This is a genomic window from Flavobacterium sp., from assembly GCF_039595935.1.
Classification (GTDB): Bacteria; Bacteroidota; Bacteroidia; order Flavobacteriales; family Flavobacteriaceae; genus Flavobacterium.
In genome coordinates, this window is the sequence record NZ_JBCNKR010000006.1 from 399,702 (window position 1) to 420,896 (window position 21,195).

22 protein-coding genes are annotated in these 21,195 nt (G+C 32.8%); 20 read left to right on the forward strand and 2 right to left on the reverse strand.

Going from position 1 to position 21,195, the window contains the following annotated elements; all coding sequences use genetic code 11:
• The first annotated feature begins 155 nt into the window (after window positions 1–155).
• The 7 genes from ABDW27_RS11425 (at window position 156) to ABDW27_RS11455 (ending at window position 4,820) form a co-directional block, all read left to right on the forward strand.
• Window positions 156–662 carry a hypothetical protein gene (locus ABDW27_RS11425; protein ID WP_343696019.1) on the forward strand — a complete coding sequence of 169 codons (507 nt, stop codon included), beginning with the start codon at window positions 156–158 and terminating at the stop codon, window positions 660–662.
• A 2-nt stretch (window positions 663–664) separates the two neighbouring features.
• Window positions 665–1,255, forward strand: a complete 591-nt coding sequence (locus tag ABDW27_RS11430; RefSeq protein WP_343696020.1) for a hypothetical protein — start codon at window positions 665–667, stop codon at window positions 1,253–1,255.
• Window positions 1,256–1,266: 11 nt separating this feature from the next.
• On the forward strand, window positions 1,267–1,956 hold the full coding sequence (locus tag ABDW27_RS11435) for an outer membrane beta-barrel protein (protein WP_343696021.1): 690 nt from the start codon (window positions 1,267–1,269) through the stop codon (window positions 1,954–1,956).
• A gap of 531 nt (window positions 1,957–2,487) precedes the next feature.
• Complete coding sequence (locus ABDW27_RS11440) at window positions 2,488–2,766, forward strand: hypothetical protein (protein ID WP_343696022.1); 279 nt, start codon at window positions 2,488–2,490, stop codon at window positions 2,764–2,766.
• Window positions 2,767–2,774: 8 nt separating this feature from the next.
• Window positions 2,775–3,107 carry a hypothetical protein gene (locus tag ABDW27_RS11445; protein WP_343696023.1) on the forward strand — a complete coding sequence of 111 codons (333 nt, stop codon included), beginning with the start codon at window positions 2,775–2,777 and terminating at the stop codon, window positions 3,105–3,107.
• A 182-nt stretch (window positions 3,108–3,289) separates the two neighbouring features.
• Window positions 3,290–3,847 carry a YdeI/OmpD-associated family protein gene (locus tag ABDW27_RS11450; protein ID WP_343696024.1) on the forward strand — a complete coding sequence of 186 codons (558 nt, stop codon included), beginning with the start codon at window positions 3,290–3,292 and terminating at the stop codon, window positions 3,845–3,847.
• A 73-nt stretch (window positions 3,848–3,920) separates the two neighbouring features.
• Window positions 3,921–4,820 (forward strand): PhzF family phenazine biosynthesis protein, encoded by a 900-nt coding sequence (locus tag ABDW27_RS11455; protein WP_343696025.1) that lies wholly within the window; start codon window positions 3,921–3,923, stop codon window positions 4,818–4,820.
• Between the two features lie 53 nt (window positions 4,821–4,873).
• On the opposite strand, the gene ABDW27_RS11460 is transcribed toward ABDW27_RS11455, so the two are convergent.
• Window positions 4,874–5,101 (reverse strand): CDGSH iron-sulfur domain-containing protein, encoded by a 228-nt coding sequence (locus ABDW27_RS11460; RefSeq protein ID WP_343696026.1) that lies wholly within the window; start codon window positions 5,099–5,101, stop codon window positions 4,874–4,876.
• A 432-nt stretch (window positions 5,102–5,533) separates the two neighbouring features.
• On the opposite strand from ABDW27_RS11460, the gene metG reads away from it, so the two are divergent.
• From metG to ABDW27_RS11510, 10 genes are all read left to right on the forward strand, one after another.
• On the forward strand, window positions 5,534–7,591 hold the full coding sequence (gene metG / locus ABDW27_RS11465) for a methionine--tRNA ligase (RefSeq protein ID WP_343696027.1): 2,058 nt from the start codon (window positions 5,534–5,536) through the stop codon (window positions 7,589–7,591).
• Between the two features lie 121 nt (window positions 7,592–7,712).
• The gene (locus ABDW27_RS11470) at window positions 7,713–9,317 is read left to right on the forward strand and encodes a hypothetical protein (RefSeq protein WP_343696028.1); all 1,605 of its coding nucleotides are present in this window, start codon (window positions 7,713–7,715) and stop codon (window positions 9,315–9,317) included.
• Window positions 9,318–9,395: 78 nt separating this feature from the next.
• Window positions 9,396–10,283, forward strand: coding sequence for a DMT family transporter (locus ABDW27_RS11475; protein WP_343696029.1), 888 nt, complete (start codon window positions 9,396–9,398; stop codon window positions 10,281–10,283).
• Window positions 10,284–10,453: 170 nt separating this feature from the next.
• The gene (locus tag ABDW27_RS11480; RefSeq protein ID WP_343696030.1) at window positions 10,454–11,161 is read left to right on the forward strand and encodes an HAD family hydrolase; all 708 of its coding nucleotides are present in this window, start codon (window positions 10,454–10,456) and stop codon (window positions 11,159–11,161) included.
• A complete protein-coding gene (locus tag ABDW27_RS11485; RefSeq protein WP_343696031.1) occupies window positions 11,161–11,799 on the forward strand; it encodes a chloramphenicol acetyltransferase in 639 nt (212 codons plus the stop codon). Before ABDW27_RS11480 ends, ABDW27_RS11485 begins: the two co-directional genes overlap by 1 nt.
• 99 nt (window positions 11,800–11,898) lie before the next feature.
• On the forward strand, window positions 11,899–13,029 hold the full coding sequence (locus ABDW27_RS11490; protein ID WP_343696032.1) for an OmpA family protein: 1,131 nt from the start codon (window positions 11,899–11,901) through the stop codon (window positions 13,027–13,029).
• Between the two features lie 166 nt (window positions 13,030–13,195).
• A complete protein-coding gene (locus ABDW27_RS11495) occupies window positions 13,196–14,659 on the forward strand; it encodes a hypothetical protein (RefSeq protein WP_343696033.1) in 1,464 nt (487 codons plus the stop codon).
• A gap of 94 nt (window positions 14,660–14,753) precedes the next feature.
• Complete coding sequence (locus tag ABDW27_RS11500) at window positions 14,754–15,272, forward strand: ferritin (protein ID WP_343696034.1); 519 nt, start codon at window positions 14,754–14,756, stop codon at window positions 15,270–15,272.
• Between the two features lie 82 nt (window positions 15,273–15,354).
• Complete coding sequence (locus ABDW27_RS11505) at window positions 15,355–15,540, forward strand: hypothetical protein (protein ID WP_343696035.1); 186 nt, start codon at window positions 15,355–15,357, stop codon at window positions 15,538–15,540.
• A gap of 89 nt (window positions 15,541–15,629) precedes the next feature.
• Entirely contained in the window at window positions 15,630–16,322 is a 693-nt protein-coding gene (locus ABDW27_RS11510; protein ID WP_343696036.1) for a DUF2461 domain-containing protein, read from the forward strand.
• A gap of 73 nt (window positions 16,323–16,395) precedes the next feature.
• On the opposite strand, the gene ssb is transcribed toward ABDW27_RS11510, so the two are convergent.
• Window positions 16,396–16,728, reverse strand: coding sequence for a single-stranded DNA-binding protein (ssb, locus tag ABDW27_RS11515; protein WP_343696037.1), 333 nt, complete (start codon window positions 16,726–16,728; stop codon window positions 16,396–16,398).
• Window positions 16,729–16,904: 176 nt separating this feature from the next.
• Here ssb and ABDW27_RS11520 point away from each other — a divergent pair, with 176 nt between their 5' ends.
• The 3 genes from ABDW27_RS11520 to ABDW27_RS11530 are packed head-to-tail and all read left to right on the forward strand — an operon-like array spanning window position 16,905 to window position 21,187.
• On the forward strand, window positions 16,905–18,434 hold the full coding sequence (locus ABDW27_RS11520; RefSeq protein ID WP_343696038.1) for a bifunctional GNAT family N-acetyltransferase/carbon-nitrogen hydrolase family protein: 1,530 nt from the start codon (window positions 16,905–16,907) through the stop codon (window positions 18,432–18,434).
• Window positions 18,431–18,778, forward strand: coding sequence for a hypothetical protein (locus ABDW27_RS11525; RefSeq protein ID WP_053473094.1), 348 nt, complete (start codon window positions 18,431–18,433; stop codon window positions 18,776–18,778). The genes ABDW27_RS11520 and ABDW27_RS11525 overlap by 4 nt, the downstream gene beginning before the upstream one ends.
• Before the next feature lie 9 nt (window positions 18,779–18,787).
• Window positions 18,788–21,187: a M28 family peptidase gene (locus ABDW27_RS11530; protein ID WP_343696039.1), complete on the forward strand. Its 2,400-nt coding sequence runs from the start codon at window positions 18,788–18,790 to the stop codon at window positions 21,185–21,187.
• Window positions 21,188–21,195 lie beyond the last annotated feature (8 nt).

The following is a 21,195-nucleotide window of genomic DNA, read 5'->3' on the forward strand; positions in this document are numbered from 1 at the left end:
GTTCTTCAAATGAAGCAGTCACATGCTATCTTCCCTCTAATACAGTTAAGAGTAATTCGCCTTTAGTTCCTGGCGGGACATTAAAACTGTACACACCAGAACAGAGTTCAGACACGAAATATAACTGGTCAGGGCCAAATAATTTTCAATCAAATTTGCAAAATCCGGTTATTACAAACGTAACTACAGCTATGGCTGGAGAATATAAATTAAAAACGACTAAAGGAATTTGCGAAAGTTTTGAAACCTCTGTTGTTGTTGAAGTGAATGCTCCAAATATTCCATGTAATATCGACGACAATACTATTGTTCTGAATGGTGATAAAAAAACACTTTCTTCTGGATACTTATCTTCTGTCATGGATAGATATGAGATCACTGTCAATGGTTCTGGAGCTTCTTTTATATTATATTTTCCTGACAACGTAGTTGTGGAACCTGGAATTTATACTATTTGCAATGATGACTGCCCAATATTTACATCTGCAGATAGTAAATATGTTTCTATGACTGCTTATTATGGCGGTGATTACAGTTATCCTAATGAAGGTTTTGTATATATATCTAATATAAATGGAAAACTTACTCTACAGTTTTGCGATTTAAAAATGGACTTTTATTCTAGGACTTATAATGTATCATCTAAAGTAACCGTAAGATAATTATGAAAAAACTATTAATAATTCTGTTATTTACTTTTACAGGAACTTTTGCGCAAAATTCATACATCGTTGATAAAAAAGGAAACAAATCATTTATTAGACCAGAACTTACAGATGTTTTATTAATTGACAAAAGAATATCTTATGTAAATGTGGGTAAGACTTGGGAAAAGTATATTAAGTTTGAAGATCTTGATCAGGCATTAATTGGTCCGAGTCTGCTAAAATCATTTCATTTAAATCAGAAAAAAAGAGCTGAGGTTTATTTTGTTTACGCAGAAAAACCAGATCGAAAACTTATTGGTTTAGCTATAACTACAACTACCGTTCATGGCTCAATGTCTTCTAGTGTAACATCTTATGAATTATATGTTATTGATAATAGTGAAACTATTATTGATCAAATTTCTACCAGATCAGGAAAATCAGATGCAAAAATAGAAACCCGATTAAAAATAGCTCCATTTATTAGAACATATTTTTCTGACTGTCCTAGTTTAATGGCAAAAGTTGACAAATACGATTACCCTGATGAAAGAAACGAATCGATTTTAGGCTTTTTCTCAGACACAAGATATATTAATTGTAAATAACATCCTTAATAATGAAACAAACATTACTTTTTATAATTGCATTATTTTTTAATCTCTCAATATACAGTCAGGCACCAAGAGGGTTTTACGTTGCAGCGGGGCTTTCGCAAACCAATTTAAAATCATCAGATTTATTAAGCGAATCTAAACCGGGATTTTATGTTGGAATAAATGGTCTTATGGGTTACCATGAAACTTATAATTTTCAACTGGAAGCAACTTACAAACAAAGTACACTCGATTTAAAATATGTAGAAGGCGGTTTTGAAGAAGCAAAAATATCAAAATATAAATACTCTGAAATTAACTTTGGTTTTTACTTTAACTACTATATTTTAAAACCTGAAGAAGATAAATTTTTCTTCGGGCCTCAGGCTGGAGTATTTGCCTCAATTGTTGATCCAATTACACCATCAAAAGGTGACGATGTGACTTACCAATATTATCTGCCTTATTTAGTAACCGAATCTGATTTACAGAATTCTGCAAAATATAATTACGGTGTTGGATTGGGTTTTACAGGCGGATATAATAATTTTAGATTTGATCTGAGATATAGTTTAGGTATGGCTAACGTATTACAAGATGTTCAGATAAATAGTTTTGACGAAAACCACAATTATACAGGACCAACTCTGCAAGGTAAAACAAGTACGATATCATTTGGAATAAGTTATAATATATTTCATTTTAGAAAATAGAAAACTTTAAATCAAACCCGATAACATTCATTTTGTTATCGGGTTTTCTTTTAATAAATAGTTGAAAAAAGAAACTTTTATCCTTCGGCATGATAAATGTATAGTGTTAATTCTATTAACCAAAACTACCAAAACCATGAAAAACACTATTTACAAAAGTTTATTATTATCACTTTTAATTACCAATATCTGGTCGGTTGCTATATTTTTTATCTATTATTTTGACAACTCTAGTTCATTTGGCGCATTAAAAACACTTTTTATTTACATTTATAGTTGCTGGATTACTTCTGGATTGGGATTATTGGTTTTCTTACTTTCATTTTTAAAAATTTGGAAATCAAATCAATCAAAAGTTTTTTTTCTATTACTAATTGACTGGCTTAATATCTTCTTTTCAATAACACTGATAATTACAGCATGCTTTGAAATAATTAGATCCGAAGCCATAACTGGACTTTATCTTTTTGCTAACTTTATTATTTCAATTATAATTTTCTTTCGTGCAAGAAAAATAATCAAAACAACTATATGAGCTTTACAAAAAACCTAACCCTATTTTTTCTCTTAGGAATTATCTCGATTTTAGCAGGAATAATTTATGCTATAATCCTGATAACCGGAAATTCAGCGCAAGATGGATTATTAGGGATTTACATTTTAATGGGTTTGCTTCCGGTTTTTCTTGTTTTGTTGATTGATCGATTATTGGTAAAAAGGTTTGGAAATCAAAAAGTCAATAAGGTTCAGTTTTCTTTTCTGTTATTTATTATACTTTTATGGATTGTTAGATTTATTGCTAATCTATAATTTAAGTCATGAATAAAAAAGCTTTTTTACTAATCTTAATTACTTTTTTTGGTTGCAAAAAAGAAGAAACAATAGAATATCCATTTGACAGTTTGATTTTATCTTCTTCAAATTTAGCAGAGATTAATTCTATTAAATTTACAAAGAGTGATACAATATACCTTCAAAGAAATTATCCTAATCCTAAACAAAATTTTTATGCAATAATTTCAAATGATGAAAAAATTAAATTAAATACGTTTCTTCAAAATTTAAACTTAAAGAAATATGATTCTCTATATTATGATAAAAATCTTGAAGATGGTCAGGACTATCTAATCAATATCAAGGAAAAAAAATAAAAAAAAATCAATTTATATACATGGAGATAATGCACCTAAAGAACTTTATGTCTATATAAATTCATTAAGTACATTTAAAGAAAATTTGAAGTTTATAAAAACGAAACAAGTTATTGACTTTGGTAATTTAAGTTCAATTCTTCCACCCACTCCTCCGCTTTCTCCAATAAAAACAAAATAACATGACCCCAACTTTTTTCGCAACACAAGAAAAATTCAGAGAATGGCTGGAAAAGCATTATCAAAAAGAAACTGAACTTGTAGTTGGTTTCTATAAAGTAAGCACCAAAAAACCATGTATGACCTGGTCAGAATCTGTAGATCAGGCGCTTTGTTTTGGCTGGATCGACGGCATTCGAAAAACTATTGATGATGAAAGTTATACGATACGATTTACACCGAGAAAAAAATCAAGTATTTGGAGTGCTATAAATATTAAAAAAGTTGAAGCACTCACAAAAGCCGGATTGATGAAAGAAGCCGGAATAAAAGCTTACGAATTAAGATCTGAAGAAAGATCTAAAATTTACTCGCATGAAAATGAAGCTTATGTACTTGATCCGGAACTCGAAAAACAATTTAAAGCTAATAAAACAGCTTGGGAATATTTCAGTAATCAGGCTCCATCGTACAGAAAAGTAATAATTCATGTAATTATGAGTGCAAAACAAGAAAAAACCAGAATTGCGAGACTCGAAAAAGCAATAAAATTTAGCGCCGAAGGAAAACGAATGTTATAAAGATTATTGTTTTGATGTTTTATAAACCGTAATTTTATTCCGTTAAAAAAGTCTCAGCTAAAAAAGAAAAGGAATGGAAGGAAGAAAAGCATTAGAATATTACGTTTTAGATGTGTTTTCAAACGAAAGCTACAAAGGAAATCCACTTTCGGTGGTTTTTACCGATGGTAATCTAAAACTGGAAACTTACAAGGATATTTCTAAGGAATTTGGCTATTCTGAAACCTCATTTGTCTATTATTCTCCTAGAGAAAAAGCGCTCATGGTACGTTCGTTTACCCCAACCGGATTCGAAATCGACGGTGCCGGACATAATTTATTGGGCGCAGTCTGCGGTGCTTTGTTAAAAGGAATGCCAATTTTTGACGAACAAAACGAAAGTGAACTTTTTGTAATCATGAAAGATTCAGCAATTCCGCTAACAGTTACTTTTGATCCGGTTACGTTTTATCCTCTTGTTCAAATGCACCAAAAATCGGCAGTTATCAAACAGGAAATTCCAACGTATAGAATTGCAGTAGCTCTGGGTTTAAAAATTGAAGATTTAGACGTAAATGCTTTTGTTCCAACAATAGTTAAAACAGAAGTTGCCCACGCGATGGTTCCCATAAAAAATAGTCAAATCCTTAACAGCTTTGTTCCAGACAATCAGCTCTTAATCGAAATTTCAAAAGAATATAATTTTGAAGGATTTTACTGTTTCACCCTTGCCGAAGGTCAGGAACATATAGTCGAAACAAGATTCTTCAATCCAATAATCGGCATAATTGAAGATCCGGCAACAGGAACAGCTGCGGGTCCTTTAATTGGTTTTTTAACCCAAAAGAAATTCACCAAATCTGAAAAAGAATATAAAATTCTTCAGGGCGTAAGGTTAAAACAAGCCTCAATGATTGAAGTTATGAATCGCGAGGAAGATATTTTGGTTGGAGGTTCTTCGATAATTACTATGAAGGGGGAACTTTATATATAGAAAACAAAAAAGCTGCATTTCTGGATGCAGCTTTTTGTATTTTTAAAAACCAATTAGTTCGTTTTCATCGGCGGTAAATCAAACGCTTTTGAATCGTGCTCGAAATTATTTCTGTGTGCTCCATCGCAAAATGGTTTATTTGCAGAATGTCCGCAGCGGCAAAGTCCAAGTGCTTGTCTTCCTTGTAATCCGTAAAGTACTCCTTCCGGATCCATGATTTCAAAATCACCTTCAATTTTGATTGATCCGTTTTTATTGATGATTAGTTTTGTCTTGCTCATAAACTTGTTTTTTGTTTTTTTCGGATGCAAAGATTGCGAAATATATTCTGAAGATTTTGATGCGAATGCTAGTTTAAACTGGTTCTATTTTAATTCTTAATTCCGCAGAGATACACAACGTTTTTTATTTAATTGCGTCCAGCTTTAGCTGGATGAAATTTATGATTGTCCTCAAAAGCGGCTTTAGCCAAACTATGTCTTTTGGCTAAAGCCAGATAAATTGACTTCTTATAACCTCCAGTTAAAGCTGGAGGCAATTGAATAACTTAAAAACTTTGCATCTCTGCGACTTTGCGAGATTCAAAAAAACTAAAAACTTAGCGAATCTCTGCGCTTTTTCTTCGTGCAACTCTGCGAAATTGCCTGCGAATCTCCATGTAATAATAAAATCTCAATTCTATTGCTTATTTTTGCACTCAATAAAATTGAGTTATGATACAAAATCCAAAGAGATATACTATTACAGCAGCATTACCTTATACAAACGGACCAATCCACATTGGACATTTGGCGGGGGTTTACGTGCCTGCAGATATATATTCGAGATATTTAAGATTGCAAAATAAAGACGTTGCATTTATCTGCGGAAGCGATGAACACGGTGTTGCAATTTCGATGAAAGCCAAAAAAGAAGGAATTACACCACAAGAAGTTATTGATAAATACGACGGAATTATCAGAAAATCATTTTCTGATTTCGGAATTTCATTTGACAATTATTCAAGAACATCTGCAAAAATTCATCACGATACAGCTTCAGAATTCTTTAGAACTTTGTATGATAAAGGCGATTTTATTGAAGAAGTTACAGAGCAATTGTATGATGCAAAAGCAAATCAGTTTCTTGCAGATCGTTTTGTGGTTGGAACTTGCCCTAGATGTGGTAATGACGGAGCTTACGGAGATCAATGTGAAAATTGCGGATCGACTTTGAATGCGACAGATTTAATAAATCCGAAATCGACAATTACAGGCGAAACTCCAATTTTAAAATCAACTAAACACTGGTTTTTACCTCTTGATCGTTACGATGCTTTTTTACGCGAATGGATTTTAGAAGGTCACAAAAATGACTGGAAAACCAACGTTTACGGACAAGTAAAATCTTGGATCGATGCCGGATTAGAACCTCGTGCCGTAACGCGTGACCTTGACTGGGGAATTGATGTTCCGGTTGAAGGTGCCGAAGGGAAAAAACTATACGTTTGGTTTGATGCACCTATCGGATATATTTCATCTACAAAAGAATGGGCAGCACGCGAAGGAAAAGACTGGGAACCATATTGGAAAGATGAAGAAACAAAATTGGTTCACTTTATCGGAAAAGATAATATTGTTTTTCACTGTATCATTTTCCCGGCGATGTTAAAAGCCGAAGGAAGTTATATTTTACCTGACAACGTTCCTGCAAATGAATTCCTGAATTTAGAAGGAAACAAACTTTCGACTTCTAAAAACTGGGCAGTTTGGTTACATGAATATTTAGAAGAATTTCCAGACAAACAGGATGTTTTGCGTTACGCTTTAACATCAAATGCTCCGGAAACAAAAGATAATGATTTTACCTGGAAAGATTTTCAGGCTAGAAATAACAATGAATTAGTTGCTATTTTCGGAAACTTCGTAAACCGTGTTGTAGTTTTAACCAACAAATATTACGACGGAATTATTCCGACACCAAATGAATTTACAGAAGTTGACGAACAAACTTTAGCAGAATTAAAAGCTTATCCGGCAGTTATTTCGAGTTCAGTTGAGCGTTACAGATTCCGTGAAGCTTTAGGCGAATTAATGAATGTTGCCCGTTTAGGAAATAAATATCTGGCAGACGAAGAGCCTTGGAAAGTAATGAAAGACAATCCTGAACGTGTAAAAACTCAAATGTATGTAGCATTGCAAATTGTTGCTGCGTTGAGCGTTTTGGCTGAACCGTTTTTACCTTTCACAGCTGCTAAATTGTCCAAAATCCTGAAAAATGAAGGGAATCTAAAATGGTCTGATGTAGCTGAAAATGACGAATTAATTGCTGCCGGACATAAAATAGGAGAAGCAGAATTGCTTTTCGCTAAAATTGAAGACGAAGAAATACAAAAACAAATAGATAAATTGGAAGCTACAAAAACCGCTAACCTTGCCGAAAATAAACAAGCTGAACCACAAAAAGATTTAATTCAGTTTGATGATTTTGCTAAAATGGATATCCGTATCGGAACTATTCTTGAGGCTGAAAAAATGCCAAAAGCAAACAAACTTTTAGTTCTTAAAGTTGATACAGGAATTGACGTTCGTACAATCGTTTCGGGAATTGCTGAGAGTTTTTCTCCTGAAGAAATCATCGGGAAACGTGTTTCTGTTTTAGCTAATTTAGCTCCAAGAGCTTTACGCGGAGTTGAAAGTCAGGGAATGATCTTAATGACAACAAATGCCGAAGGAAAACTGGTATTTGTAAATCCTGATGCTGATGCGCCTAATGGTGCGACTGTAAATTAAAGTTCTATAATTTATATATCAATTGCGTGAATCAATTAAGACTAAATTGATTCACGCTTTTTCTTTTGATTAAAGATACATTATTTCAGAAAAAGTAAGATATTCGCCAAAAAAACATATCATGAAAAAAACATTTTTGCCTATTCTTTTATTAGTTCTTTTTGTAAACTGTAGTAGTGACAAGAATTCTGAATTTGAAATTGAAATCCCAACTGTTAATTTAAAAACAGAAATTACTGCACCTATAAAAAATAGAGATTATACTTTTTACGATAATGGCAAATATGGTGTTTTTGAAGATCCTTCTGCTCAAAAAAAACTGACAGCAAAAATAATATTGGAAGAAGAAAATACAACTTCAAATGACAATCTTATTGTAAAATGGAAAAGTGATATAGATGGATCATTGTATGAAGGCAAACCTAACAACAAATTAGAAAGTGAGATTAATATCAATTTAAGTAAAGGAATTCATAAAATATTTTTTGAAGTCTATACAACAGATAACAAGATTATTTCCAAAGATTCTATTACAATTTCAAACATTATTAAATTAGAAGGAGTAAGTGATACTGGAAGATCTGTAAAATTGAATTGGACAAAATATGAGGGCAATGATTTTGTATCCTATCTTGTATATGGAGAGGATTCAAAATATATTACCGAAATCAATAATATCAATACTTTAACATATGAATGTCCCGAAACTAAATCATTAATAAAAGAGCAAAAATACCAAATTGTAGTTAAGACAAACAAATCGGATAATAGCATATTAGGAAGTAACATTCTGGGTAAAATGTCTGGAGATTTTATCGAATTTCCGTATTATATCTCTAAAATGGTTAAAGATAATCAACGTTCAAAAATATATGCAATGGCCTCTCCAAGAAGCAAGTATGACAGCGCTGATAAATACGGTCTATTAATAATTGATAGTAAAACTTTTAAAATTGAGTCTCATATTTTAACTGATATTCGATTTTCAGATTTAGATCTTTCTCCAGATAATCGCTACTTATATCTCACTCAAAATTATATTGAAAAATTAACAAAAATAGATTTAACTTCAATGTCTGTAACCTCCTTTCCAACTTCAACAAACGGTTGGGGTTTTCATAAAGTTGAAGCTGGAAACGATAATGTTGTTTTTTGTCATATAACTCCTCCAACCTCAGGTTCAACTGGTATAAATGTAATCAACGGAACAAATGGCAATCCTATTTCAACAAGTTATAATGCTTATAGACATGGAGATATAGAATTTAATAGTAAAAATGGCAAATTATATATGGGAGAAAGCAATACTTCTGCTGGAGCTATTTATTGCAGTACATATATCAATCAGGATTTAAAAATTGAAAATAATTATCCTGTATTTCCAGATAGTGTATTATTTCCTGATCCTTTTCTTTTTATTTCAGATGACAATGAATCTGTTTTTTGGGAAAATTATCAACTTAGCTTAAGTCTTAAAGTAAAAAGAACATTCAATACAAAAATGATTGCTTCTAGTCCAGCCAACCTTTATTTATCTGATATAGGAAAAGTATATGATTATAATAATCTTTCAGTAATTTTTAGTTATCCGCCATTTCCACCAAATGACGAAACAAAATCAACTATATTTTTAGATGATAATACTATAATTACATGCAAAACTCATCAGCCAAATACAGTGGGAGAACCCGCTCAAACTTATTTTTTCAAAATGAAAATTAAATAATGGAAAACCGTATTTTAAAATTTATCCTCTGTTTAAAATTATAGAGAACGAACATAAACTTACTTATTAAAAAACAAAATGAAACTCACCAAACCAAGATTAGCTTTAATCTGCGGAATACTCTGCATTTCGATTTTTCCGATATTGGTTAAATTACGTTTAACACCAGGATTAATTTCGGCTTTTTACCGAATGTTTTTCGCCGTAATTCTGTTATTGCCTTATGTACTTTTAAGCGGAAATTTTAAAACTCCGAGTCTTAAATTTGCACTTTTGGCGATGCTTTGCGGTGTTTTATTTTCTTCGGATGTTGCGGTTTGGAATATTGCTATTCAGGATTCGAGTGCAACTCAGGCTTCTTTATTGACGAATTTGTCTCCGGTTTGGGTAGGAATTGGTTCTTTTTTGTTTCTAAAATCAAAACCAGCGACAAATTTCTGGATCGGTACAATCGTTTCTTTATTCGGAATGGTAACTTTAGTTGGCTTTGAATTTTTTATCGATTTAAACTTCGATCAGGCTTTTCTTTTTGCCGTTTTATCCGGAATTTTATATTCAATTTATCTTTTGGTGAGTAAAAATGTGCTTTCAGAAGTAGATGTTCTTTCGTTTATGACGATTAGTTTAACGGCTTCGAGTATTTATTTGGGAATTTTGTGTTATTCTTTGAACGAACCTTTTACAGGATTTTCAAATGCGGGTTGGTTTGTATTGATTCTTCAGGCGTTAATCTGCCAATTGTGTGCATGGCTTTCGATTAGTTACGCAACGCAGCACATGCGCGCGACCAGAGTTTCATTAAGTTTATTGAGTCAGGCCGTAATTACCTCAATTTTAGCTTGGTTGTTTTTAGAAGAAAAAATAACTTTACAGATGGTTTTCGGCGGAATCATTTTACTTTTCGGAATCCGAATTACTTTTTATGATAAAACAATTTCCTTGAAAAGATTGTTTTCTAAAGATTGAGATTAGAAATTTTCTCGCAGATTTGGCAGATCCAGCAGATTTATTTTTTAATTTAATGAAAAGTATCTGAGGAAAAATTAGTGTTAATTCGTGAAATTTGTGGCGAAAAAAAATCCTTTTTAATCCTTTCAATCTGTGGCAAAAAAACTTGAACTTGAAACAAAAACAATATGTTACATAAAAGCAAAATTCCAAACCTTAAAGTAATCGCATTTGATGCCGATGATACTTTATTTGTAAACGAACCTTATTTTCAGGAAACCGAACATAAATTTTGTGCTTTGATGGAAGATTATCTTTCGCATCAGGGTATTTCGCAGGAATTATTTAAGATTGAAATTGCGAACCTTCCGCTTTATGGTTACGGAATCAAAGGCTACATACTTTCGATGATCGAGGCGGCGATGAATATTTCGAATAATACCATTCCGGTTGAAGTAATCGAAAAGATTATACAGTACGGAAAAGAACTGCTCGAAAAACCAATCGAATTGCTGGACGGAATTGAAGAAACACTGCAGGCTTTACACGGAAAATACAAATTGGTCGTGGCTACAAAAGGTGATTTAAAAGATCAGCACAGCAAATTACATCGTTCTGGATTAGGACATTATTTTCATCATATCGAAGTAATGTCAGACAAACAGGAAATTGATTATCAAAAATTATTGGGTCGTTTAGATATTCAGGCGCACGAATTTTTAATGATCGGGAATTCATTAAAATCAGATGTTCTTCCAGTTTTGGGAATCGGCGGATATGCAGTTCATATTCCTTTCCATACCACTTGGGAACACGAAAAAATTAATCATACTATAGAACACGAGCATTTTAGTTCTTTTGAAACTATTGCAGAAGTGGTTCCGAATTTATTATAATGAAAACACTTTTAGACTTAGAAAACTGGAACAGAAAAGAGCATTTTGCTCATTTTAGCCGAATGGAAGAACCTTTCTTTGGTGCAACCGTCGAGATTGACTGTACAAAAGCCTATCAGACAGCCAAAGAACTGGGTACCTCTTTTTTCATTTTCTATTTACACAAAACATTAACAGCAGTAAATGCTGTTGAAAATTTTAAATACAGAATTGACCAGGGTAAAATATACATCAACGACCGTATTGATGCATCGGCTACAATTGGTCGTGAAGATGGGACTTTCGGATTTTCTTTAATTCAATATAATCCGGATTTTAAAATCTTTGAACAAAATGCACTGGCAGAAATTAAACGTATTCAAAATACGACAGGACTTTTTACAAGATCTTTTGATGATGACAATGTAATTCATTTCTCGGCAATTCCGTGGTTGAATTTCACCTCGCTTTCGCATGCCAGAAGTTTTACCTTTCCAGACAGCTGTCCTAAAATTTCTTTCGGAAAAATGATTACTTCTGACACCGGAAAACGGACCATTGCCATGTCTGTACATGTACATCTCGGATTAATGGATGGTTTACATCTAGGACAATTCGTAGATATCTTTCAGGAAGAGATGAATAACTATAAACTTTAACTTACAATTACCTTATTCTGTCATTTTTAAAACTTTTAAAGGATAATACAGGCAGCAATAAATCGTTGGTTTGAGGAAAATTTTAAAACTCAAATTACGATGAAAAAAATTATCATCACTCTTGCGTTTGCGCTAAGCTTAATGCATGCAAATGCACAAACAGAAAAGAAATCTCCAGACAACTACAACAAGTGGTCTGTAGAATTAGCTGGTGGTGTAAATAAACCACAAAAACCATTTTCTAGTGGATACTTTACAAGTACGCCAAGCCCATGGGTTGGTGATTTAGGAGTTCGTTACATGTTTAACAACAAATTCGGTTTAAAAGCTGATTTTGGTTACAACAGTTTTACAAACAAAAACAACTCTTTAGATTTTGATTCAAAATACTACAGAGTAGACTTACAAGGAGTTGCGAACTTAGGTCGTATTATGAACTTCGAAACATGGACTAACACTATTGGTTTATTAGGACATGCAGGTTTTGGTTATGCACAATTAAGAAGCGACAGCTTTAAAGGAGCAGATGAAATGGGTAACTTTATTGCTGGTCTTACCGGACAAATAAAATTATCAAACAGATTCGCTTTAACCGGAGATTTTTCTACCATTTTCAACGCATCTCAAGATCGTTCTTTTGATGGTGCTTATTTACCGGAAAACAGAGGATACTCAGGATTAATTTTTAATGGTACTGTTGGTTTACAAGTTTACTTAGGTAAAAATACAAAACATGCTGACTGGACTGTAGTTTCTGAAAATGTTGATCTTTCTGAATTTGAAAACAAGATTGCTGATCTTGAAAATCAAATCAAAAACATCCCTTCAAAACAAGTTATCGTAGAAAAACCAGTTACAAACAATGTGACTAACGATAAAGATGTTGTTAAAGACTTAATCAATGACAAGTATTACAGTGTATACTTTGATTTCAACAAAGCTACTCCTATTGAAAATTCAACTGCTGCAATTGATGTTGTTTTATCTTATTTGAGAAAAAACCCTTCTGCATCTCTTGATATTATTGGATATGCTGACCAGGTTGGAAAAGCTGAATACAATGAGAAATTATCAAATGCAAGAGCAGAGAATGTTAAAAAGATTTTGACGCAGGCTGGAATTTCTGCCTCAAGATTAAATGTTGTTGCTAACGGAGCTGACACTTCAATCCAAAAAGATTCTGATGAAGCTAGAAGATTGGCTAGAAGAGTTACTTTCAGAGTAAAATAATTCTTTTGAATAAGTAATAAGATTAAAAAGCCCGAAAGAAAATCTTTTGGGCTTTTTTGTGTTTTTTAATCTAAAAATACTCGTTTTCGATAATGTGAGCTGATTTGTGTAAAAAGACATAGGTTTATTTCATTAAATTTGGAATAATATTTGCCCGTAAAAATGTATGAAAAAACTTTTACTCTTTTTGCTTTTACTGTCTAAATCAGTATTGTTGAGCCAAACAGTATTGAATTCATTTCCATTGAACTTAGACAATCCTTTAGAAGAAGGTCAGATTTTAAATATCGAAGATGTAAAAACACATAATATTTACGTCTTTGCAGCTGATACAAAAAAAGTCAGTATTTTAAAGTATAATAAATCACTGTTTCTTACCGATCAATTTACAGATTCTATAAAAAATCCATTAAACAGGCAGTTAATCGGCTATAGTATTAGTGAAGACGGAAATCCCTTGTTGTATTGGAATTTCCCAAATACAAAAAACATTAAAATCGTAAAGTTTTTTCTTGACTCAAAAATGTCACGAACATTAAACTTTGATTTTCCCGAAAACAACGAATATATCATAAACACTTTTCAAAAAGACAACATTTTTTATGTTCTTGGAAAGGAAAAAGACCAGCCGCATTTACTTTTATATGAATTTCAAAATGGAAGATGTGATATAAAAATGTTTGATTTTTCTCCATTTAAATTTCAAAATGAAAGAGGTCAGTCTTCCTCTTTAGGAAGGCTCATTCCGCTTTTTTCAATTAAAAAAATAGAACCCGATACATTTAATACTCTAGACAAAACTTCGAACATAAACAAAATGTACGTTCTTGATGACCGTATTCTTTTGACATTTGATTATAATACTAAAAACACACAGACTTTTGATCTTAATTTAAAGACGAGTGAAGTCAAAGAGAAAATTTTTGATCAGCCAATTTCAAAAAAATCGTCCAGAAACTCTAATTCATTTTATAGTGATGGCAAATTATTTCAAGTCAAAGCTAATAGCGAGGAGTTTCTGTATCATGTAAAAGATTTTGATTCAGGGCAGACATTAAAAAGCATTTCTATTTCAAAAAATGATACAATTCGTTTTAAAAATTCTCCTTTGTTTGTTCAAGCAAACAATCAAAAACCCAAAGAATTAAAAACTACCGCTAAATTTCTTCAGCATTTATCAGATTTAAGCGTTGCGGTTACCGTTTTTAAAAACAATAAAAATTATTACGCCACTTTTGGAGGCTATCTTGAATATATTGTTACCCGATACTATGGTGTCGACGATGTTGCATTTCCCGGCTTCGGCTCACAGTCTCAGGAAATTGAAAACAAAATGGTGTTTTTTGATTCTACATTCGACTCCAATTTCGATTTTGTAAATGCCAAACAGCAAGAACCGATGGCAATTGACAATATTTATTATTATCTCAGTACCAACAAAAATGCAGCTCTTCAAAACATTGTAAAACTAAAAGATTTCTCTATTTTAAGTTATTATGATACTTCATTAAAGCAATTTGTTATTCGAAAATTTACAGACGGTTTTATCAGATTAGATGACGGAAACCCAATTATAAATAAATCTGTATTTTCTAAACCTGCTTCTTTTGAACCAATAAAAACCCGTTAATTTTATTGAGAATTAATCCAAATGTGCAATGTTTTGGCGGTTTCCAAAAAATGGTTTGAATTATTTTTGTTAATTTTACAAAAAAGACATCATTATGCTATCAAAAAATATTGAATCAGCTTTAAACAAGCAAATCCGCATAGAAGCAGAATCTTCGCAAACTTACCTTTCTATGGCTTGTTGGGCTGAAGTACACGGATTAGAAGGAATCGCTCAATTTATGTACACACAGTCAGACGAAGAGCGTGCACACATGCTTAAATTAGTTAAGTATGTAAATGAACGCGGAGGACACGCTCAAATTACAGATTTAAAAGCGCCTAAAGTAACTTACTCTACTTTTAAGGAAATGTTTGAGGAGCTTTATAATCATGAACTTTTTGTTTCAAAATCTATTAACGAATTGGTGCATATTACTTTTGAAGAAAAAGATTATGCAACACATAATTTCTTACAATGGTACGTTTCTGAACAAATCGAGGAAGAAGCAACAGCTAAATCTATTCTGGACAAAATCAACTTGATTGGTGAGGATAAAGGCGGACTTTACTTGTTTGACCGTGACATTCAGCAATTAACAGTTACAAGCTCAATTGCTATAAATCCAAAATAAAAAAGTTAAAGTTTATTTAGAATATTTAAAAATAACTTTTTTCGTTTATATTTGTCTCTGTTTTTAATAATACAGAGGAATTTTGGGCAAGAAAGAAAAAGACAAGGACAAGAAAAAGGATAAAAAGAAAAAAAAGAATAAAGATATCCTTGATAAAATCAAGAAGATTGAAAACTGTAAATCTTCTTGTTGTGAAAAATATAAGAAAAGCGAAAAAAAACGCTGCACACGATGTCCTATGTTTGATTTATTCAAAAAAACTGCTTAATAAACATATAGAAAAACCCATCAGAAACCTGATGGGTTTTTAATTTTACTTACATTCGTCTTCTGATTTTAAAACGGTTCAATTTAATTATGGAAAACAAAATTCTTATTCCAAAATCCACTCTTGATTTTTTGGTTCAACTTAAAGAAAATAACAATAAACCCTGGTTTGAGGAACATAAATCAGAATATTTAACCGAATTAAATCATATTGAAAACTTTGCCGGTGCTTTACTAAAAGAACTTTCTAAAACTGATGTTCTTGAAACGCAATCCGGAAAGAAAAGTGTTTATCGAATTTATCGCGACATTCGGTTTTCAAAAGATAAAACTCCTTTTAAAACTTATTGGGGCGGGAGTTATAAACGTGCAACAAGTGCAAGACGCGGTGGTTATTATTTTCATATCGAAAAAGGAAACACTTCTTTAATTGGTGCTTTTTGGGGACCTAGTGCTGCCGATTTAAAACGCATAAGAAGCGAATTTGCTCATGATCATGAATCGTTCAGAGAAATATTGAATTCGAAAACCTTCAAAAATACTTTCGGAACTTTACAAGGCGAACAGCTTAAAACTGCGCCAAAAGGTTTTGATGCTGACCACGAAGCTATAGATTTACTTCGATTTAAACAGTTTTTGATAATCAAACATTTTACAGATGAAGAAGTAGTAAGCCCGCTATTTTTGGAACAAGCTTTGGAAACTTTCAAAAATATGCGCCCATTTTTTGATTATATGAGTGAAGTGCTTTCGACCGATATAAACGGAGCTTCTGTTTTATAAATACATTTCAGCATAAAAGTTAAACCCGACAGGTTTTAAAAACCTGTCGGGTTTCGTTGATCTTAATCGACAATTATTTACTTAGCAATAAAATCTCGTTTACAACAACTTCGGTTATATACTTTTTCTCACCGTTTTTGTCTTCGTAACTTCTGTGTGTCAACTTCCCTTCTACCGCAACCTCTTTTCCTTTTACAACAAATTTTTCGATAATTTCGGCAGTTTTACCCCAAGCCGTTACACGGTGCCATTCGGTTTGTTCTACTTTTTCACCTTTGTCATTTCTATAAATGTCATTTGTAGCTATTGTTAAATGAGCAAGCTTTTTTCCGCTTTCTAAGGTTTTAATTTCCGGATTGTTTCCAACATTACCAATTAATTGTACTCTGTTTTTCATTGCATTCATGGCGTATACTTATTTAAATGTTCATATAAAAATTCGTTGATCAAATTCAACGATGCAAAATTGCGCTCATCGCCCTAAAATATTCGGTTGCAAACTATTTACTTTCGGTTGTAAATATTTGTAAGCGTTTGTAAGTGGAATTTATTTTTGCTATATTTGAGATAAATCGTACATATATGCAGACAGAAATTAAAAAAGTTGAGTTACGAAACCTTGCGTTTGAAGATTATAAACAATTGAAAAATTCAATGGTTGAATCGTATCCAGAAATGGCCAACTCTTATTGGAGATCAAATGATATAAAAAAATTACTCTCAATATTTCCGGAAGGACAATTAGTAATTCTTGTTGACGGAGTCGTTGTAGGATCGGCATTATCGCTAATTGTCGATGAAAAATTAGTCGATAAAAGACACAATTACAGACAAATTGTGGGAGACTATACTTTTTCAACTCATAATCCCGACGGCGAAATTTTATACGGAATTGACGTTTTCATTCATCCAAACTATCGCGGCCTTCGTTTAGGTCGACGTCTTTATGATGCCCGAAAAGAACTTTGCGAACAATTAAACTTAAAAGCGATTGTTTTTGCGGGTCGAATTCCGAATTACAATCAATACGCAAAAAAGTTTACTCCAAGAACTTATATTGAAAAAGTAAAAGACAAAGAATTGCACGATCCAGTTCTTTCTTTTCAGTTAAGCAATGATTTTCACGTACTTAGAGTTATAAAAAATTATCTGGAAGGCGACGAAGAATCAAAAGAATTTGCTGTTTTACTGGAATGGAATAATGTTTATTATGATGAAAGTCCGAAATTAATTAATTCAGAAAAAAGCATTATCCGATTAGGCTTAATTCAATGGCAGATGCGTCAGCTTAACAATGTAGAAGCTCTTTTTGAACAAGCCGAATTCTTTATCGATGTGGTTTCCGGTTACGGAAGTGATTTTGCGCTTTTCCCGGAACTTTTCACCGCTCCTCTAATGGCCGATTTTAATCATTTATCAGAAGCCGAAGCGATTCGGGAATTGGCTAGACATTCTGAACCAATCAGAAAACGCTTCCAGGAATTTGCCATTTCATACAATATCAATATCATAACCGGAAGCATGCCACATCTCGAAAACGGAATTTTGTATAATGTTGGTTTTTTATGCAAAAGAGACGGAACTTCTGAGATGTATTACAAAATACACATTACGCCAAATGAAGTACATCATTGGGGAATGAAAGGCGGATCTGAATTTAAAACGTATGATACCGATTGTGGCAAAATTGGAATTTTGATTTGTTATGATGTCGAGTTTCCGGAACTTTCAAGATTATTAGCAGATGAAGGAATGAACATTCTTTTTGTTCCGTTTTTAACCGATACTCAAAATGCTTATACCCGTGTAAAACACTGTTCGCAGGCACGTGCAATTGAAAATGAATGTTACGTTGCGATTGCGGGCTGCGTAGGGAATCTTCCAAAAGTAAATAATATGGATATTCAATATGCGCAGGCCTCTGTTTTTACGCCTTCAGATTTTGCATTTCCAAGTAACGGAATTAAAGCAGAAGCCACTCCAAATACCGAAATGACATTGATCGTTGATGTCGATTTAAACTTATTGAAAAATCTTCATGAACACGGAAGTGTGCGAATTTTGAAAGACCGAAGAACTGATTTATATCAAATTAATAAACTAAATCGATGAGAACATGCCTCGAATGCTCGGAGAAACTTGTGGGTAGAGAAGATAAAAAGTTTTGTTCAGACAATTGCCGAAATGCCTACAACAATAAAATTAATAAAGACAGCAACAATTTCATGCGAAATGTAAACAACAAATTACGAAAAAATTACCGTATTTTGTCTGAGCTAAATGTTGATGGAAAATCAAAAGCAACAAGGGAGAAAATGATTAATAAAGGTTTTGATTTTGATTTCTTTACTAATATCTTGCAAACCAAAACAGGAAACACCTACTATTTCCTGTATGACCAAGGATATAGATCTTTGGACAATGATTATTATATGCTTGTTAAAAAAGAAATTTAGTTTTATGTCATGAGAAAAAACCCCACCTCAATTCTGGCAATTGTCCTGATTCTAGCCATTTTAGGTATCATTTACGCTGCAATGATGCCGCAGTACATTTCAAAAAATGATGATGCGCTTGCTGATTTTTCGACTGAACGGGCATTAAATCAAGTTGAAATTATTGCTCAAAAACCACATTATGTGGGTTCAACAAATCATGAATTAGTCGCTAATTATCTTAAACTTGAGCTAAACAGAATTGGATTAGAAACCAGTGTTCAGGAAGGTTTTACTCTTAACGACAGAGGACTTTTGGTAAAATCTAAAAACATTCTGGCCCGAATTAAGGGAACAAACAATACAAAAGCACTTTTATTACTTTCTCATTACGACAGTGCACCGCATTCTTTTTCAAAAGGCGCGAGCGACGATGCCTCAGGAGTTGCTACCATTCTTGAAGGAATCAGAGCTTTTTTATATGCTAAAGAACCGCAGAAAAATGACATCATCATTCTTTTCTCAGATGCCGAAGAATTAGGTTTAAACGGAGCGGCACTTTTTGTAAACAAACATCCGTGGGCAAAAGATGTTGGTTTGGTTTTAAACTTCGAAGCCAGAGGAAGTTCAGGACCGAGTTACATGCTCATGGAAACCAACAAAGGCAATAAAGCACTTGTAGAAGAATTTACAAAAGCAAAACCATCTTATCCGGTATCAAACTCTTTGATGTACAGCATTTATAAAATGCTTCCCAATGATACTGATTTAACGGTTTTTAGAGAACAAGGAAATATTCAGGGCTTTAATTTTGCTTTCATCGACGGACATTACAATTATCACACACAGCAGGATGATGTTCAGCATTTAAACAAAATGACTCTCGCGCATCAGGGTTCTTATTTGATGCCTTTATTAAGATACTTCGCCAATATTGACTTAAACCAAACGGCTTCAACTGAAGATTACGTTTATTTCAGCGCTCCATTTTCTTTCATTAGTTATCCATTTTCGTGGGTAATGCCAATGACCATAATCGCTTTTGGTTTATTAGTGCTTTTTATGTTTATCGGAAAAGCCAAAAGAATGATTACATTAAGAGAAATATTCAGAGGTTTTGTACCGCTTTTAGGCTCTTTGATCATTGCTGGATTAGTAACGTTTTTAGGATGGAAAATAATTTTAGAAATTTATCCGCAGTATTCTGATCTGTTAAATGGATTTACATATAACGGCCACGCTTACATTGGCGCATTTGTAACTTTAAGCATTGCCATTTGTTTTGCTTTCTATCATCATTTTTCTGATGCCAAAATTACGATGAACCATTTTGTAGCGCCTTTACTGCTTTGGATTATCATAAATGCATTTTTGGCTAATAGCTTAACCGGTGCAGGATTTTTAATTGTTCCGGTTTATTTCGGAATTCTTTTGTTCGGAATCTTTGTTTTTACGCAGCATTACAGTTTAGGAATGAATTTAATTTTCAGTATTCCGGCTTTGGCTATCATAGCGCCATTTATTGTAATGTTTCCGGTTGGTTTAGGATTAAAAATTCTATTCGTAAGTGCTATTTTAACCGTACTTCTTTTCGGATTATTACTGCCGATATTCAATACTTTTGTTAAAAAAGGGGCCTGGATTATGGTTTTCTTTGCCGCATCAATTGGATTTTTCATTTATGCCGGATATAATTCAGGCTACGAACACGGAAAAGCAAAATCAAACAGCTTATTGTACATTTATAACGCCAATACCAATTCAGCACTTTGGGCAACTTATGATGTTAATCTGGATGAGTGGACAAAATCGTATTTGGGCGAAAAAAATCAAAAAGCTCCGGGATTAAATAGTTTTCCTATTTCAAGTAAATACAACTCAACTTTTACGCACAGTGCGATTGCTCCTCTAATTGATGTTCCAAAACCAACTATTGCTTTCTTAAGAGACAGCGTAATTGGCAGCAACAGATATTTAAAAATTAAAATTACACCAAACCGAAAAGTAAATCGTTACGATATTTATGCCAACCCAAAAATGACGTTTTATAACTTTAAAGCAAACGGCGTTTCGACTTTTGGCGAAAAAGGAAATCGCTTACAACGTGAAGACAGCAAAATTTTATGCTATTATGTTGTTGGAAACGAACCACTTGTTATGGAATTCTACATCAATAAATCGTCTATTTTTGATATGGATTTAATAGAAAGTTCATTTGATTTAATGACAAACCCGGAATTGAAAGTGAAACCAAGAAGCGACTGGATGATGCCGACTCCTTTTGTTTTAAATGATGCGGTTTTAATTCAGCAAAAAATAAAAAAATATACAGCTCCGATAAATCCACCAATTCAGCCTGCAGCAATTCAGGACAGCACAGTAATTGCAAAAGACAGTTTAATAAAACCAGCTGTTCAAAAACCAGAATAAAAACTAAA